This is a genomic window from Paenibacillus sp. JT22N12 (genome assembly GCF_056269365.1).
Genome location: NZ_JBWDNU010000015.1, coordinates 127,825 through 144,308, shown reverse-complemented (window position 1 = coordinate 144,308; position 16,484 = coordinate 127,825). Strand labels below are relative to the sequence as shown.

At 49.6% G+C, this 16,484-nt stretch carries 18 protein-coding genes; 2 read left to right on the top strand and 16 right to left on the bottom strand.

Annotated features, from left to right (window positions below; genetic code table 11):
- Positions 1 to 109: 109 nt before the first annotated feature.
- From AC0YOA_RS33055 to AC0YOA_RS33035, 5 genes are all read right to left on the bottom strand, one after another.
- Positions 110 to 928 (bottom strand): carbohydrate ABC transporter permease, encoded by an 819-nt coding sequence (locus tag AC0YOA_RS33055; RefSeq protein WP_210039742.1) that lies wholly within the window; start codon positions 926 to 928, stop codon positions 110 to 112.
- A gap of 1 nt (position 929) precedes the next feature.
- Complete coding sequence (locus tag AC0YOA_RS33050; RefSeq protein ID WP_475790210.1) at positions 930 to 1,808, bottom strand: carbohydrate ABC transporter permease; 879 nt, start codon at positions 1,806 to 1,808, stop codon at positions 930 to 932.
- A gap of 74 nt (positions 1,809 to 1,882) precedes the next feature.
- Complete coding sequence (locus AC0YOA_RS33045; protein ID WP_210039740.1) at positions 1,883 to 3,226, bottom strand: ABC transporter substrate-binding protein; 1,344 nt, start codon at positions 3,224 to 3,226, stop codon at positions 1,883 to 1,885.
- 128 nt (positions 3,227 to 3,354) lie between these two features.
- Positions 3,355 to 4,956: a helix-turn-helix domain-containing protein gene (locus AC0YOA_RS33040; protein WP_475790209.1), complete on the bottom strand. Its 1,602-nt coding sequence runs from the start codon at positions 4,954 to 4,956 to the stop codon at positions 3,355 to 3,357.
- 2 nt (positions 4,957 to 4,958) lie between these two features.
- Positions 4,959 to 6,737 (bottom strand): sensor histidine kinase, encoded by a 1,779-nt coding sequence (locus AC0YOA_RS33035; RefSeq protein WP_475790208.1) that lies wholly within the window; start codon positions 6,735 to 6,737, stop codon positions 4,959 to 4,961.
- Between the two features lie 355 nt (positions 6,738 to 7,092).
- On the opposite strand from AC0YOA_RS33035, the gene AC0YOA_RS33030 reads away from it, so the two are divergent.
- Positions 7,093 to 8,028 (top strand): DNA-3-methyladenine glycosylase family protein, encoded by a 936-nt coding sequence (locus AC0YOA_RS33030; protein WP_475790207.1) that lies wholly within the window; start codon positions 7,093 to 7,095, stop codon positions 8,026 to 8,028.
- 81 nt (positions 8,029 to 8,109) lie between these two features.
- On the opposite strand, the gene AC0YOA_RS33025 is transcribed toward AC0YOA_RS33030, so the two are convergent.
- The 9 genes from AC0YOA_RS33025 to AC0YOA_RS32985 all read right to left on the bottom strand — a co-directional run bounded on the left by AC0YOA_RS33025 (position 8,110) and on the right by AC0YOA_RS32985 (position 13,791).
- Complete coding sequence (locus tag AC0YOA_RS33025; protein WP_475790206.1) at positions 8,110 to 9,255, bottom strand: Gfo/Idh/MocA family protein; 1,146 nt, start codon at positions 9,253 to 9,255, stop codon at positions 8,110 to 8,112.
- A gap of 155 nt (positions 9,256 to 9,410) precedes the next feature.
- A complete protein-coding gene (locus tag AC0YOA_RS33020; RefSeq protein ID WP_475767520.1) occupies positions 9,411 to 9,668 on the bottom strand; it encodes a hypothetical protein in 258 nt (85 codons plus the stop codon).
- Positions 9,669 to 9,723: 55 nt separating this feature from the next.
- The gene (locus tag AC0YOA_RS33015; RefSeq protein WP_475790205.1) at positions 9,724 to 10,287 is read right to left on the bottom strand and encodes a TraR/DksA C4-type zinc finger protein; all 564 of its coding nucleotides are present in this window, start codon (positions 10,285 to 10,287) and stop codon (positions 9,724 to 9,726) included.
- Between the two features lie 117 nt (positions 10,288 to 10,404).
- Positions 10,405 to 10,587: a hypothetical protein gene (locus AC0YOA_RS33010; protein ID WP_475790204.1), complete on the bottom strand. Its 183-nt coding sequence runs from the start codon at positions 10,585 to 10,587 to the stop codon at positions 10,405 to 10,407.
- Between the two features lie 409 nt (positions 10,588 to 10,996).
- Entirely contained in the window at positions 10,997 to 11,233 is a 237-nt protein-coding gene (locus AC0YOA_RS33005) for a tautomerase family protein (protein WP_475790203.1), read from the bottom strand.
- Positions 11,234 to 11,271: 38 nt separating this feature from the next.
- A complete protein-coding gene (locus AC0YOA_RS33000) occupies positions 11,272 to 12,009 on the bottom strand; it encodes an SDR family NAD(P)-dependent oxidoreductase (RefSeq protein ID WP_475790202.1) in 738 nt (245 codons plus the stop codon).
- 81 nt (positions 12,010 to 12,090) lie between these two features.
- Positions 12,091 to 12,756 carry an NAD(P)H:quinone oxidoreductase gene (wrbA, locus tag AC0YOA_RS32995; protein ID WP_475790201.1) on the bottom strand — a complete coding sequence of 222 codons (666 nt, stop codon included), beginning with the start codon at positions 12,754 to 12,756 and terminating at the stop codon, positions 12,091 to 12,093.
- Between the two features lie 65 nt (positions 12,757 to 12,821).
- Positions 12,822 to 13,145 (bottom strand): NIPSNAP family protein, encoded by a 324-nt coding sequence (locus AC0YOA_RS32990; protein ID WP_475790200.1) that lies wholly within the window; start codon positions 13,143 to 13,145, stop codon positions 12,822 to 12,824.
- A 76-nt stretch (positions 13,146 to 13,221) separates the two neighbouring features.
- On the bottom strand, positions 13,222 to 13,791 hold the full coding sequence (locus tag AC0YOA_RS32985) for a TetR/AcrR family transcriptional regulator (protein WP_475790199.1): 570 nt from the start codon (positions 13,789 to 13,791) through the stop codon (positions 13,222 to 13,224).
- A gap of 195 nt (positions 13,792 to 13,986) precedes the next feature.
- Between AC0YOA_RS32985 and AC0YOA_RS32980 the strand changes: the two genes are divergently transcribed.
- Positions 13,987 to 15,087, top strand: coding sequence for a GerAB/ArcD/ProY family transporter (locus tag AC0YOA_RS32980; protein WP_475790198.1), 1,101 nt, complete (start codon positions 13,987 to 13,989; stop codon positions 15,085 to 15,087).
- Here AC0YOA_RS32980 and AC0YOA_RS32975 read toward each other — a convergent pair.
- Together AC0YOA_RS32975 and AC0YOA_RS32970 are read right to left on the bottom strand one after the other, a co-directional pair.
- On the bottom strand, positions 15,076 to 15,306 hold the full coding sequence (locus AC0YOA_RS32975; protein ID WP_475790197.1) for a hypothetical protein: 231 nt from the start codon (positions 15,304 to 15,306) through the stop codon (positions 15,076 to 15,078). The two genes, AC0YOA_RS32980 and AC0YOA_RS32975, sit on opposite strands and share 12 nt — an antisense overlap.
- Entirely contained in the window at positions 15,303 to 16,484 is a 1,182-nt protein-coding gene (locus tag AC0YOA_RS32970) for a Ger(x)C family spore germination protein (RefSeq protein ID WP_475790196.1), read from the bottom strand. The genes AC0YOA_RS32975 and AC0YOA_RS32970 overlap by 4 nt, the downstream gene beginning before the upstream one ends.

Sequence of the window (16,484 nt, the reverse complement as noted above, 5' to 3'; positions counted from 1 at the left end):
CTGCCTGCACAGGGCGCAAATGAAATACACCCGATGCCATCGCGTAGATGACATCAGGTGTATGGGGCGGACTGGATTGCTGTTTACTTGTAGCGCGTGAAGATCAAAGTTAGCCCTTGATTGCGCCGGCAGCAATACCTTTTATAATATATCTCTGCATGAACAGGAAGAACACGATGATCGGAATCATCCCCATTACGGCATAAGCGAAGGCCAGATTCAGATCGCTGCTGTATTGGCCAAAGAAAAAATACTGCTGCAGCGGAATCGTACGGTACGCCTTGTCCTGCAGAAACAGCAGCGGAAGCAGGAAGTCATTCCAGATATACAGCGCATTCAGCACAATGACAGTCGCGGTGACCGGCTTGAGCAGCGGCATAATGACCTTGATGAAGATACCCGGCGTCGAGCAGCCGTCAATACGGGCCGCCTCCTCGATTTCCCTGGAGATGCCGCGGATGAATCCGGTATAGAACAGCACTCCCATCTGTACGCCGAGACCTCCGTAGATAAGCGTGATTCCCCAGTGCGTATTGATCAGATGGAGCGTCTTGCCCATTTTGTACAGCGGCAGCATCGTCACCTGGAAAGGCACCATCATTCCCGAGAGCAGAATGACAAAGATCGCATTGTAGAACGGCTTGTTCCTTCTGGCGATCGAATACCCGGCCAGCGCCGAAGAAATGATAATCAAGGCGACGGAGATGGCGGTTACGATCAAGCTGTTGGAGATGGCGGTCGGATATTTCGATGTATCCCAGGCATGCACGAAATTGGACAGGTTCAAACTCGACGGCAGCGCGTAAAAGGAAACGAACGTCTGCTGTGAGGTTTTCAGTGACATAAGCAGCGCGACATAAAGCGGGAACAGGAACACAACCGCGAGAATCGCGACGAGGATGAAGACCGTTATTCGGGATGCTTTCATATCAGAATTCCACTTCCCGTCTTCTAAAGATGCCCAGCTGGACAATCGTAACGATGACCAGGATGAGGAAGAAAATCATCGACAGCGCCATTCCGTATCCAGCTTTGAAATTGGCGAACGAGGTTCTGTAGATGAAGGTCGTCATCACATCGGTGGCAAAGCCCGGTCCGCTGTTTGTAGTGACGAATACAAGATCAAACACTTTGAGCGCTCCTGTCAGCACCAGCAGCAAATTGATGGTGACCGAAGGCGCCAGGAGGGGCAGTGTCACGCTTCTGAACGTGCGGAATGCGCCCGCCCCGTCAATCTTCGCGCTCTCGATCAATTCGCCCGGGATGCCCTGCAGCCCAGCGATATAAATGATCATCGGAGAGCCGATGCCCTGCCAGACGGCGACCACGATCAGCCCAAACAAGGCATAATCGGGATTGCCCAGCGGACTGGTGACGTCCAGCCCAAAATAGGCAAGCAGCTTGGGAAAGCCGTTGCTGTAATTGTAGTTCCATACGAATCCCGACAAGACGACGGATATAACGCTTGGCAGGAAGAAGATCGTCCGGAACAGATTCCGGAATTTCAAATAGGAATCAAGCAGCAGGGCGAGCAGCAGCGATAGAACATTAACAAGAATGGTGAGGATAAATGCATATTTGAACGTGTTTCCGAGTACTCTCCACAGATCGGAATCCTGAAGAGCTTGCACGTAATTGTCCCAGCCGATATAAGTAAGCTTGGGTGATATTCCGTCCCAGCTTGTAAAGGAATAGCGGACTCCGAGCAGCAGCGGAATAAACACCGCGATCAAAAATAAACAGATTCCCGGCACAAGGAACAGCAAATACCATGCCTCGCCGCGTATCATTCGTTTCAGGTTTCCCATAGGCCAAAGTTCCCTTCCTTAAAGCTGACGGCATAGGCATCTCGCGCCTATGCCGTCAGCTGCTGTTTCATCTGTTATTTATGGTTCTTGGCAATCCAGTCGTCAATATTCTTGATGACCTGATCCTCGGTTTCCTTGCCGAAGAACAGATTCTGCATATCCTGACCGAGCGGAGTCAGCCAGTCGATTGTCGTACGTGCCATATAACCTTGAGAATCATAGGTTTCGCCATTATCGAAGTAAGGCTTCAAATCGTTGATGGCCGGCGCAATATCAGTCGAAGAGCCTTTTACATAGCTCAGGGAGTTGATGTTCTTCACCCATGCGTCGCCGCCTTCTTTGCTTGCCATGAAGGCCAGAAATTTCAGCGCTGCTTCCTTATGCTCGGACTTGCTGTTGACCGCGAGCGACGCATCCGGATTGAATTCCAGCTTGTTCAGGCTTTCGTCATTGCTGAACGGGTAAGGGAATACGCCCATTCCGCTATTGTACAAATCGGGATTTTTCTTCTGGATATCAGCCAGCGGCCATGTGCCGGAGTACAGCATGGCGGCTTCGCCCTTGGCGAAGAGATCCACGCTGCCGTTGTAGTCTACGCCGAGCTGGTCCTTGTTGCCGTATTGGTAGAGCTGCATCGCATGCGCCAGTGTGGTTTTGATAGCCGGATTGTCAGCGAATTTGGCGGCGCCCGTCTCGATTTTGTCGAAGAAGTCGGGGATGTTGCCTACAAGCACCGTGTTGCTTGGCAGATCCCGTCCAATCCACATATTAAGGGTCCACAGATCTTTCCAGCCCAATGCGAAAGGCGTTTTGCCGGAATCCTTGATTTTCTGGGCTGCCGCCATCAGCGCATCGTAGGTTCTTGGAATTTCAATACCCAGATCGCTGAAGATTTTTTTGTTATAGTAAACAGCAATTGGTCCTGCATTTACAGGCATAATGTAGTTTTTGCCGTCTGTTGCCTGCGCCTTCAGTACGCTGTCATCGAAGTTTGACAAAAAGTCCTTGCCGGTCAAATCCTCCAGATAACCGCCGTCCGCGAACAGCTTCGTTTGGGCGCCGGAGTTCAGGGTGAACACGTCAATGATATCGCCGCCGGCCATCTTGGTTTTGAGCAGCGTGTAGTAATCATCGTATTTGACAGGCTGAACATCGACTTTAATGTTCGGGTTCTCGCTTTCGAACTGTTCGACGATTTTGGCGACGCCGTCGGTCACATCGCTCTTGAAGTGCATGAACGAAATGGTGACAGGCTCATCGCTTGCAGCAGGCTCATTCGCTCCGGCATTGCCGGCGCCGTTGGCCGGTGCTGCCGGGGTATCTGCAGCAGGCTGCGGATTATTGTTGCCGCTTCCACATGCGGACAGCGCAAGCATCAGAAGAAGCGCGCAGATGCCAAGGCTTAAAAACTTTTTCATTTCGTTTCCCCTTCTCTTGTTTGGTTTGGGTTGAACGTGAAATTCCCCGTTCTGCCTTTATCTTACTTCCGCTCTGGTACGGCTGGTAATAAAATAAATGGTGCTTCCGATGTTCAATATTTTGAGCATCATGTTCCAGGGGCATGATGCTCGCGGTACTCGGAAGGCGTCCGGCCGGTGAATTTCTTGAATACCTGGCTGAAATAACGCTGGTTCTCGTAGCCTGTAAGCTCGGCGATTTCGTTGATCTTGCGGTCGGAGCCGCCGAGCAGCTCGCATGCTTTTTCCATCCGCTTGCGCGTGAGATACTCAATAAAATTCTCGTTGGTCACGGTCTTGAACAGCTTGCTGAGATAGCTCGGGTCCATATGAAACCTTGTTGCCACATCGATCAGGCTGACATCCTCAAAATAGTGCTCATCCATAAACTGCACTACTTCCCGGATTGTATGAACAGATTCCGATACGCCCAGACTTGCCCCGTAGTGGCCCAGCGCCTCCGCCAGCTGGTCCAGAAACAACCGGAGCTGCTCCGCATCCAGAATAACCGCAATAGCCCTTGGATCAAAAAGCGAAGGATGGGCCGCCCCGATGCCCTTCAGCTCCGAAGCGGCGATATCCAGTATTTTATGAAGATCCCGGTGGATGCCCTGGATCGTGATTGCAGGATCAGCAGCAGCCTTGCGCAAAAAAACCTGCAGAAGCCTGCTGCTCTCCGCCGCTTTGCCTGCAGCGAAGGCCTGATGGAGTGTTTTCAGGTCAAATGAAGACAGCAGTTCCCCGTTCGTTGTCCCGGCAGGATCGGCGAAGGAGGATATACTCAGCCCGGAATAATTCAACCGATTCCGGAACAGCTCGTCTTTGGCTTCGCGAAAGGCTTCCGGCAGTTTGTCCAGTTCCCGGTAAACCGAGCTGATCCCGGCAGCAACATCCGCTTTGAGAATCGAGTGCACGGCATGATGAAAGGCCGCTACCAGTTCCCGGCTCCGATTGTCGTCAAAGACTTGCTCGGGGAGGATCAGGCAAATCCTCATCCGGTCGTCGGACTTGTACACCAGAGGCGGGCTGCCTTGCATCGCCCCGGCGACGACTTCATTTAATATATTTTCGACGCTGAACATGAAGAGGTCCGCATTGCCGTGGAATTTGGTAGCGGAAATCTCATTGAACTGGCGAAACATGCAGATGGCCAACCGGTAGCTTCCGGCTGTCCGGGATATCTGCAATTCCTCCGCCTGCTTGCGGATATCCGACAAATTCGTGATGCGTCCGCCTGCGACATGCTGCAAGAACTCTTCACGGCGCAATTTCACGATATCCTGCGTTGATTTCTTCTGCTGCTGAAGACTTGAATAGTTGCGGCAGGCCTCGATCGCCTTGACCATCGCATCTCTCAAATCGGCAACGGATACGGGCTTCAACACATATTCGCATGCCTGATAGGTCAAGGCCGCCTTCAAATATTCGAATTGGGAGTATCCGCTCATCACGATCGTTTTGATTTCGTTATAATGCTTGTACAGGTTCTCCAGAAACAGCTGCCCGTCCATAATGGGCATATTCATGTCCGTCACCACGATATGCGGCTTATTGATCCGGATTAATTCAAGCGCTTCTTCCCCATGCTTGGCCTCTGCAATGACAATGACATCCAGACCAAGCTCGCTGATCATCTTGCTGACGGATTTCCTCCCTACAGTCTCGTCGTCTACCACCATTACTTTGTACAAGCTCAAGCCCTCCGCTTTCTGTAAGGGATTCGTATCCGGATTGTCGTACCCAATCCGGGCTCGCTGTCAATCTCCAGTCCATTCGGACCGCCGTATACGAGCCGGATCCGTTCATGGACATTTTTAAGCCCGATGGAAATGCCGGAGAACACATCAAGCGACTTGCGGTCAAGTCCGGACCGCAGCGCGGCCAGCTTGTCAGGGGCCATGCCCGGACCGCTGTCTCGAAGCGTAATGATAACGGAATCCCGCTCGTGGATGGCACCGACACTGATCCGGAGCTGATCGCTCATCTCTTTGTCCCAGACGTGCACAATCACATTCTCCATGATTGGCTGGAGCACGAAGCGGATAATGGAGCAGTCCATTAAATCCGGCTGCACGTCAAAATCCGCCGACAGCGCATCGTCAAACCGGAACTGCTGGATATATAAATAATTGTTCACATGGGTAAGCTCCTGCCTGATCGTCGACTCCATATTGCCCTCATAGAAGCTGTAGCGGAACATATCTCCCAGCGCGCGGCACATCTCGTGGATCTCATAGTCACCCAACAGAACTGCCTTGCCGCCTATCGTTTGCAGGGTATTGTACAGAAAATGCGGATTGATCTGCATCTGCAGCGCGAGGATTTGCGCTTCCTTGCTGCGCAGCTGCATCTGGTAATCCTGCTCGATCAGATCGCGGATTTTCTCCGTCATAAAATTGAAATTGCGCGTCAGCTCGGACAGGTCGTCCCGGTACTTGTAAGGCTTGAGGCTGACATGGAAATTGCCTTTGCGGACATCCTTCATCGCCCTGCCCAGCAGCTGGATCGGCCTGGTAATGTACTGCTGCGCCAGGATGGAACAAAGCAGGATGACCAGCATCACGAACAGGAAGGCTCCGATTGTAATATGCAGCGTGTTTTTACGGTTTTGCGCCATTTCCGTGCTCGGATAAACAATTGTAAGTCCCATATTCGCATGATCGAGATAGGACGTGCTGACAAGGAGATTCGGCGTTTTGGAGAAGCTAATATCATAAGAGTCGTTCACGTACGGGTTGGCGGGCCGCTTGAAGGCAGCCACGACATCCGCATACTTATCGTTTGTCCGATAGAACGCCTCCCCGTTGGCATTTTGCAGGACAATGACATTGGGCGGGCGGTTGTTGGACTCCACGATTTTCGTCAGCTGCTTCTGCTGGATGTAGAAAACGAGCGTGCCGTATTTCTCCTTATAGAAAGGATTGTAGATCGTGATCGCGTATACAAAAAAATTCTGCTTCATGGTTTCGTCATAATAGGAAAGCATCATCGATTGCTGGAACGGCAAATCGAGCATCTCCTTGTAGCCCGGAATGCTCTTGAAATCAATCTGGTCGTAGCTTCCGGCAATGGACCAGGAATCCTTCAATGTATTGTCCTTGCCGTAGATCATCGTCCTGATAATGTCCTTGTTGTTGTTCTGAATGAGCAAATAATAGTTCTGCAGCGTGTCCTTCAGATTAATGAAATCGGGGTCGCCATAGTTGACGCCATGCTCCATCAGATTGATGATCCGGGCGAACTTGTACACCTGAAGGGCCGATGTCGCGATATTATGAAAGTATTGATCCAGATATTTGGACAAATAGACAGCATTCTGATCGGAGCTGCGCAGCATCGTCCGTTCCAGAGAACGGGTGCTCGTCTCATAGAAGAGATAAGAAAGAATAAGCATCGGAATCAGTGAAATAAGGACGCTGCTCAAGACGATTTTGGTGCGGATGCTTCTGTTGATGAACAGCCATTTAAACATGAGCCTTCTCCCTGTCCGGCCTCGTACTGCCGCACAGCCTTCCTGCAGCAGCCAATTGTTCCGGACCTTTGCCCTGCCTGGCAGGTATGCTCATTGTCCCGTCTTCCATAAATGCCCCTCCCTTGAAGCGGTTCCCAACATTCTACAATTCCCTCAACGAGGAAACAATAAAACAATTTGTGTTTAGGATGTTCAAAATCTTGACAGATACACATTTAATTTCTGCTGTGCTGCCCATTTTGAACAGACCTTTCCCATAATAAACGGACGGCGAATAAAAGAGCAAGATAGCAGCAGCGCATATTTTGATTATTTATGGTTTAATAAAGCTATACGAAAGGCGGGAATTTCTGCAATGACGAATAAAATGAACATGATAAAATGGTCCGACCATATAAGCAGTATGCTCCTTTATCCTCCGAAGCCGTTCAGCTTCGATGCTGTACTCGGTTATCTCAGCCGCTCCTCCAAGGAATGCATGTTTGCTATCCAAAACGGACAGGTCACCCGGCTTGTTCCGGTGGATGAAGAGCATGTGCTCATCCGAATCTCCGGGGAGGAGAACGCAACCGTACGCATCGAATTCCTTGGCGATGCTCCGCTTCCGGAGGCTCATGCGCGTGAAGCCGTCGCCGCTTACGTGTGGGAGTGGTTTGATCTGGACAGCGATTTGACTCCCTTCTATGAAATGGCTGAGAGGGACCCTCTTCTGAATCGGGCCGTGATGGAGCATTACGGACTGCGGATTATCGGAATCCACGATTTATTCGAGGCTTTATGCTGGGGAGTTATGGGGCAGCAGATCAATCTTGCTTTTGCCTATACGCTGAAAAAAAAGTTCGTCGAAACTTTCGGTGAATCCGTAGAATGGGAAGGCCGCTCTTACTGGATTTTTCCCAAGCCATCCACGATTGCGGGTCTCTCCGTCGATAACCTCACACCGCTTCAGCTCACGGGCAGGAAATCCGAATACCTGATCGGTATCGCATCCCTGATTGCCGGCGGACAGCTATCCAGGGAAAAGCTGCTTGAGCTCGGCGGATTGCAAGCGATCGAGAAAGAACTGGTCGGCATCCGGGGAATTGGCCCCTGGACGGCTAATTATGTGCTGATGCGCTGCCTGCGGATTCCTTCGGCCTTCCCTATTGCCGATGTGGGGCTTCATAATGCCATCAAGCATGTTATGCAGCTCGAGCAAAAGCCTACAATTGCAGAGATTAGTCAGCTCTCTTCGGCTTGGGGAGATTGGCTATCTTATTCAACCTTCTACTTGTGGCGGATGATAGATTAGCCACACACAAAAACCGGAAATCCGCTTTGTGGCGGAATTCCGGTTTTTTTTCTGCTGTAAAGTCCGTTTTATGCGCAAGGCTTAGGGCTGTTTGACCTTCACCCATGACTTGCGCCGGTAACTTTCAACAATGGCCTCATTGATCAGCATAATGTAATGGCCATCCTCCATCGATGCGAATGTTCGGGGCTGCGCGGCAGGCTCGCCCTGCCCGGCGCGTTCCACCGCGTCATAGAAATCAATAAACAGATTTTTGACGCCATCAGGCCAGCCCTCTTCGTGGCCTCCGGGATAATGCACCATGGCAGCAGCCTCATCGGACAGCTCTTCCCGGTCGCTGCCAATTTCCCGATTCGAGGAGCCGCGCCGCCCGCTCCACAGCCGGTTCGGCTGCTCCTGATCCCACTGCAGTGATTCCGATGCGGCGGAAATTTCAAAATAAAGCTTGTTTTTCCGCCCGGCGCTTACCTGCGAGACCGTGAAGACGCCTTGAGCGCCGCCTTCCATATGGATCATGACAATCCCGCAATCCTCCGTATGAACCGGCACCTCCTTGTATGTCTCCTGTCCGTTCTCCCCTGTCAGCACCTTGCGGACCGGATAGATGGTTTTCAGATCGGCAAAAACCTCCATGATCCTCTCCCCGGTCACATGCTGAACCAGGTCGCACCAATGGGAGCCAATATCGGCAATCGCTCTCGTTGCGCCGCCGCGCTCCGGGTACATGCGCCAATTGCTGTCTGTCTCCTCCAGCAGCCAATCCTGCAAGTACCCGCCTGTCACCAGATGGATCCCGCCGATTCTTCCCTCGGCTATGCGACGCCTGGTCTCCGCGACCAGCGGATAATGGCGGTAATTATAGCATACGCCGCTAATAACAGGGGTCGCCTTGGCGAGGGCCACAAGAGCCTCCGACTCCTTGCTGTCCATAGCAAGCGGCTTCTCGGAGAGCAGATGCTTGCCTGCAAGCAGCGTCAGTTTGTTGATTTCATAATGAAGGTCATTGGGCGTGCAGTTGTGCACCGCTTCAACCTCCTGATCGCGGATAAGCTCTTCCGCGGAGCCGTAGGCCCTGGGTATTTCATATCGTGAAGCCACTTCCAAGGCCCTCTCCAGATTGCTTCCCGAGATCGCCACCACCTCAACATGCGGCAGCCGCCGGAGCGCCTCCAGATGAAAGCTTGCGGAAAATCCGGTCCCAACAATGCCAATTTTGATTTTTCCCATCACGGTTCACCCCAATCTCCACTCAGGCTAAATTCCCTCTATTTCAACGCTGTTCCCATAATCAGAGCCTCCACGAAAGAAGCAAAAACCGCACCCACGCGAGTTGGCAGGAGCGGTTCCTTATTTTCTGACTTCATCATCCTGGCAGCGGATGATCAGATGGCCGCATTCTGCAGAGAACGTATGCTCTCAAGGCAGATCAGCTCTTTGCAAATGCCGGCTATCGAATCAGCGGTCAGCGCTTCCCGCTTTTGTGAAAATTGTTCATACTGCATGCGTGCTATGTCATCCTCCGGATAGCGGTCGAGGTAGATTTCAAGCTCAGCCAGCGTATCTTCCACTTCCTGCAGCGCATCCTTCTCATCGACTGTGTTCTCCGGGAGCGTATCCCATAGGTTCATTGCGTTATTCATATATTGTTACCTCCTGATAATAGATGGTGAAGTTGTCCCTCCTTCTATTACCACATTATTGCGGCTTCAAACCTTCTTCCGGCTGAATATCCGAATCCGGGTCGACAGTCCCGTCCGAGCTGCCGAAGCTCTCCACTTCCTTCCAGGCATCCGCATTATCGAATCGGCCTGCATGATTCTGACGGTTGGCGCCAGCCCCCTTCGGCGGCGGAGTCATAACCTGCTCTTCCACCGGCCGCTCTTCATTAATCCCGGGACTGGAAGCATCTTTGATACAGGTTTGTGCGGTAGGAAGCGCCTGCAGACGTTCATACTCAATAGTCTCGCCGCATTCACGGCATTGACCGTAAGTCCCTTCCTCCATCCGGACGAGCGCTTCGTTCACTTCTCGCAGCTTATTCTCCATTGATTCGTCAACAGCCATGTCCCGCCCCCGCTCAAAGGTTTCCGTGCCCAGATCGGCCGGGTGATTGTCGTAAGAGGACAGTTCCCCGGTGGAATCCGTCATCGTGCCCCTCTCATCGGCGTCTTCAAGCCTGAAATGGCTCTCCAGCTCTTCCTTTTCCTCCGCAAGCCTATGCTTTAGATCTTCCAGCTGCTTTTGCTTCAAATGTGTCATATCGGGCTTCCCCCTAATAAGGAATTCGGAATCCCGCCAAGGCGGATGCCGTTCTCTTCCTTACCCGTTAAGAGCAGCCGGCTAACAAGCTTGATGATGATCGACGAGGCCAAAGCTTCAATCAGCCGGGCGCCATAAGCCCCGTGTCCAGGCCAGCGTACCGCCGGGGACAGCATCCGGGCCGATCTTGTCCGCCGGAATGCGGATCTCTTTTCCTTCCACTTCAATAATGGCAATTTCCGCCTCATACCGCAGAAAAACCGCTAGGCGTCTAATCACGCATTTCTCATTATCATCCATTAGGCCAGGCCTCCTTTGACGAAAAACCCCTTGGTGTCACCGGATCCATAAGTTTTTATGGCCGCTCCAAAACAGCTCTGGACCGTTTGGTCCACGATCCGGACGGCAAGAACAGGCCATCGGCACATGGGCAGTCGCAGCGAATAGCCATCTTCCCCATGTCTTGAGGATCGGTGTATACACCTCTGTCACTAGTTTAACCGCTGTGCCTGGCTTACTCAATCGCAGGCTTATAATCGGCGAAGATAACTAAAAAAATCCGTGTAAATGGGCTGTTGACAACAGCCCCATTTACGCGGACATTAATTCAGAAGACTAAGTTCATGCCACCCGACACAAGCGAATGAAATATGCCACCTGCACTGTCACAGTGAAGGTGGCGAAGCAGCTTTGAACTCCTTCAATGTGATCACTTCATCTTGGCAGCAAGCTGACGGCGATACTCCAGCACAGGCAGTCCACCCCAACCCCAATTCTCGGTGTCAACCTCTTCGATAACGACGAAGGTAGCTTCTAACGGCTTGTTCAGAACGTTAAGCAGCAGCTCGCTGGCCCCTTTAATGAGCGCAGCCTTTTCCTCCGCCGTAACCGACTGACGATCTGGAGCGGTGCCCTCGCGGGTCACCTGGATCGTAACGATTGGCATGAATATTCTCCTCCTTTTGTATCTACTGCTGCATTTGCTTAGTGACCGGCATTCTGACCGCCATCGACATGAAGAATTTCACCCGTTACGAAGCTGGCTGTCTCCAGATATAAGACGGCTTCGACGATATCATGCGGCTCGCCCATGCGTCCCATAGGATGAAGCTTGGCCAGGGCATCGTGGGATTCGACGGGATGCATCGGCGTTTTGATGTGACCCGGAGAAACGGCATTCACGCGGATCCCCCTTGAAGCATACTCGATCGCTAATGATTTCGTTGCCGAGACCAGACCTCCCTTCGTCAATGAGGCGAGTACGGAAGAAATGCCAGCTACCGGTTGGTCAACCAGACTCGTTGTAATGTTAATGATATGGCCCGTTCCTTGTCTCAGCATCTCTACCACCGCTCGTTGGGTAACGTGGAAGAATCCGACAACATTAGTGGATAAAATCATTGCAAAGTCTTCTTCTGAATACTCCGTAAATGGCTTAGCCATGAAGATTCCTGCGTTGTTAACCAAAGTATCAATGCGTCCAAAATGAGCCAAACCTTCGTTGATTAAGCGCAGCGCAATCTCGGAATCTGCAATATCACCGGCAACAAAATGTACTTGTTTTCCTGTAGGATCGATTTCTTTTGCAGCCTCAACCAGCGCTTGTTCACGACGTCCATTGATAACTACATTCGCTCCCCGATTCACCAGCTCAATGGCCATCGCTTTTCCAAGACCGCTGCTGCCGCCAGTTATGACTGCTACTCTTCCCTGAATATCCATGTGTTAGTTTACTCCTTTTTATGAAATTTTAATTATGCCTGATAAATAGCCTGCATGTAGGATCGCAATAATTGATGATTCTTATGATTGTTCTAAGCCGATCTTCATGGATTTAGCAACGGATACGGTGCGTTTTGCCTGATGTTCGGCAGCAGCGCGCACGTCTTCCTTCATCGCTCCATTTTGATCCACTGTCACACTTGTGCCATACGGATTCCCTCCGGCAGCAAAAATCGATGGATCAGTAAATCCGGGTGCTGCCACAATCGCACCCCAATGGTACATTGACGTGTACAACTGAAGTATCGTTTGTTCCTGTCCGGCATTCGGATTTTGGGCGGAAGTCATGGCGCTCACCACTTTATTCACCAGTTTGCCCTGGGCCCAAAGACCGCCCGCCGTATCGATGAACTGTTTCATTTGAGCTGGAAGATTACCAAATCGGGTCGGCATACTGAAGATTATCGCATCGGCCCATTCCAGATCTGCCAAAGACACGGCAGGGATATGTTTGGTCGCTTCAAGATGAGTTTTCCAGGTTGGACTGCCATCAATAACCGATTGTGGCGCAGTTTCCGGTACTTTTAAAACTTTCACATCCGCCCCGGCTTGAAGACCTCCATCCGCTGCCCATTGGGACAATTGGAAATTAGTTCCATTTGAGCTGTAATAGATGACGGCTAAATTCACTTTTGATGATGACATCGATTTAATCTCCTTTTTCATTCGTTTTTGAAATATACTCATTGGTATCGCTCCAAACTTTATTTGTTGTCGGCCAAACCAATATCCGCCGATATGATTCCTGTTTTTCATTTGTTCCCGAAAAATGCGACGTTCTTCATAAATATACTTTCTTGTTTGTTAACCAACGCCCCGTCAAGCTCTGTAATTCGTTTTAATTCAATCCATTCAGGATCGTTGCGAAAACGATCATAATTAAGGTTGCGCATTGCCAAATCAGCATGTTCAACAACATAATAGAGGCGGTTATTCGCTTCATCTGAATCTTCCCAGAATTGTGTGATTTTCATATTGTGTTTCATGAATAATTGAATGACGTGATCTCTGAACCTATTTTGGATAACCTTCATTTTGCCTGGATTAACATCATAAATTCGCAGCTCATACAGCATCTTTTCACCTCCTCCAATTCCTATTTCATCTATCTATTAAAAGGTAGATTATACTTGAAAAAATATCCGCTTTATTTTAAGTTAAAGCGGATATCAATCCATCGGCAATTCTGTTAAACCTGCTTACATCCCGAAAACTTCTGGCAAGTAATTGTGCACCTTGAAGCGATGCAAGAAACTGATGGGCTTGAACTTCCGCGGTACCTTCGAAATTCAGATGTCCTCCGGCCCGCCCCTGATCCAACACTCGTTCCAACCACTCCAAATTGGCTGCGAAAAACTGAGCTACCCCTTCTCTTACATTGCCTGATAACGTAGCCAGGTCAGTAGAGAGCATTACGCTCAAACAAGTACAATACACCTGCACAGGAGCATCGTAAAGTAAAATGAATTTGCGCAGTTTTTCCAAATTGTCCTGTGTGTCGGTATCAATTTGAGCGACTGAAGATATAAAATTTTTGTAATACCGTTCTATCAGCGCTTCTCCCAAATCCTCCTTGTTAGGGAAATAGTAATGAATACTGGCAGTACGTATACCTACTTTTTCTGCAATATGCGCATAGCTGAATCCGTTGAACCCGAATTCCTGAACAATCGACTGGGCAACATCCAAAATAAGCTCTGCTGTATTTTTGTTTTTGTTCATGTTTGTCATTCTACCTTTTAGTAGATAGTCTGTCAACCCCGGTTTACCAGATTGAATCCGACTGCTGCTCTATGAAAGGAAACGGTGTCGTCCAGCCACAGGCTATAATCAAACATATCAGGACACGCGGTATAAATGGAATGCGATAAGTCAATACTTGAGACACCTCTGCGAGGAAGGGAGCGCTGCGCGTAGATGGAGACAACGGAAAAAATCACGGGAACCCAGCTGGGCTTTTTACTATTTACCTTTGTCATTTCCACAATCATGTTAACCGTTCCCGGTATTATGACCATGTTCGGCAAACAAGATGCCTGGATGTCGGTTTTCCCTGCTTCTCTAACAGGCTTACTGAGCATATGGGTGATGATTACCCTCTCGAATCGTTATCCGGGTTTGACGATCAACCAATATGGTTCAAAAATCCTCGGGAAATGGTTAGGGAGGCTTTTCGCAATTAATTACATTTATTATTGGTTTATTTCTATTTCAACTATTACCATGCAGCACGCCGGGTTTATCAATACGCTGCTATTGCCAAAAAGCCCTTCCATCGTAGCGAGTCTGATGTTCTTGTTCTTATGCGGTCTGGCCGCCAAAGCGGGAATTGAGGTCATGTCAAGATGTAGTGAGTTTATTACGGTACTCATTCTGTTTTTTTTGATTCCGCTCTTGATTCTGACAATCGGGGAAGCGAATCACAATCAACTAAAGCCGATTTTGGGAGAAGGAATTCTGCCTGTATTACAAGGTGCAGTCAGCCCTGGAGGCGGATATATGAATCAACTCTTTATTCTCGGATGGCTCCTGCCTTATTTGAATCAACCGAAAAAGGCCCGCAAGGTTTCGCTGATTGCGCTTTCCGGTATTGTCGTGCTTATTTTTATCATTGTAATAGTTACAATTATGGTCCTCGGTCCATTGACGGGTAAACTGACCTTTTCTTTTCTAAGCGTCATCCAATATATCGGTATTGCCGGATCCTTCGAACGATTGGAAGCAATCGCAGTTTCAATGTGGGTAATGGGGTGTTTTGTGAAGGTATCGGTATCGTTGTTTATATTATGCCATTGCATAAGCCAGCTTTTCGGAATGAGAAGTTACCGCGAAATCGTATTTCCCATAACACTGTTGTCCCTCATTGGATCAGTCTGGATTTTCAAAAACGGAGCGGAACTTCTAAATTATCTTGCTTTTACATTCCCGCTCCTGGCTTTCTTCAACCAAAGTTTCTTACCGCTGTTACTTCTGGTGATAGACACGATAAGAAGAAGAGTGGAAAATTCACGGCTCTGACAGCATTTTCCCGATGGGTTCAAAAATAATTTTGAAAGGGACAGCAAAGCCTGGCAGGTCGACCCGCGCGATTAATAAGGAGCCGATAATAGAGGCTGCTCCCATTAAACCACCGTATACGGCTGCTTCTTTGTTTTTTTGCTTGTTTAGCAAGGATTGTATTCGAACGAAAGACCATCCCGCCAATAAAAGTACATAACCCGCTATTTGCACGATCATTTTTTGATCTCCTTTTCATTCAATTGCAGAGGGGGACCTCCCATGCCGGCTCCGTTTAAACTCAGCTTTGCAGCAATTGAAATGTCTACCTGAGGAAACTTCCTATCCCATTGTTCCTTCAACGATTTCCACTGTCTCGGCTTATTGCGGTAGATTTCTTGGCCGAAACCCACGCTATCTACTTTATAGCGCCCTTGGACTTTGAATAAAACATCCCGAACTTGTTTCTCAACCGCTGCCTCCAATACTTGCTGCACAAGCTGGAGATTCTTCGGCCGACTGATATCCAGGGGGGTGTTATTTTCAACGATACTTCCTTCCCCATGCAATTGAATCTTCATTTTAATCTTATCCCCGTTTATATCGAAGGCAATTCTTCGTTCTGCATGACTTATCAACATCCCGACCATTCCGCCGCCTTCCGGTAAATAGGCATTGATCCTGCCGTTCTTCATCTGATTGGTAACCCAAATAAATCCATTGGTCTCATTTTCGTCTAAAAACCCGACTACCTTTAAATCCTTTAAAATGGCTGACCCCGAGAGCTTAAACAGGTCGTTTTTGCTTTTTTTTGTTCCTTCCGAATAATCCTTGGCTTCGATAACGCCCATAACCGGACTGATGCCTTCGCTTGATGCCGCGATGAAAAAGTCACGCAAGGTAATCGCCAGTTCGGTCTCCAGACTTTCCATTTCCTTGACCGCTTCGACAGGCACTTGTTCAAAGGGGTATTTCGCTTCGAGAATTTCTCGTCCTTCTCCTCCCTTTACCATCATGATATAGGTTCTTAATCGTTGGCGCGGATCGTGATTGAAAACGTCAAGAATATCGTTGATCCCATGTCTGCCTAAGGATTCGCCTATAAAAATAACGCTGCGATGGGCGGTAAATAACCGGCGGGAGCTTTTTTTCTGAATCTTGTGGAATGCATCGTCGGCATTCTTTCCCGCGGCGGACAATACAAAAAACTTTTCTTGCTGTCCGCCTCCTTCGCTCCCCGCCCCCCCCAGACCGGAAGATGGGATTGCGATCTGTACCGACAATAAATACTCTCCGTCATCCGTCAAGTCAAATGCCGTACCCGAAATGAACGCAAGGTCATTGATCTCCGTTCGGTCCCAACAACCGCTTGTCAGCAATACGGTAAAAAGTAAGCCGATGTATAGGAATACTTTCAT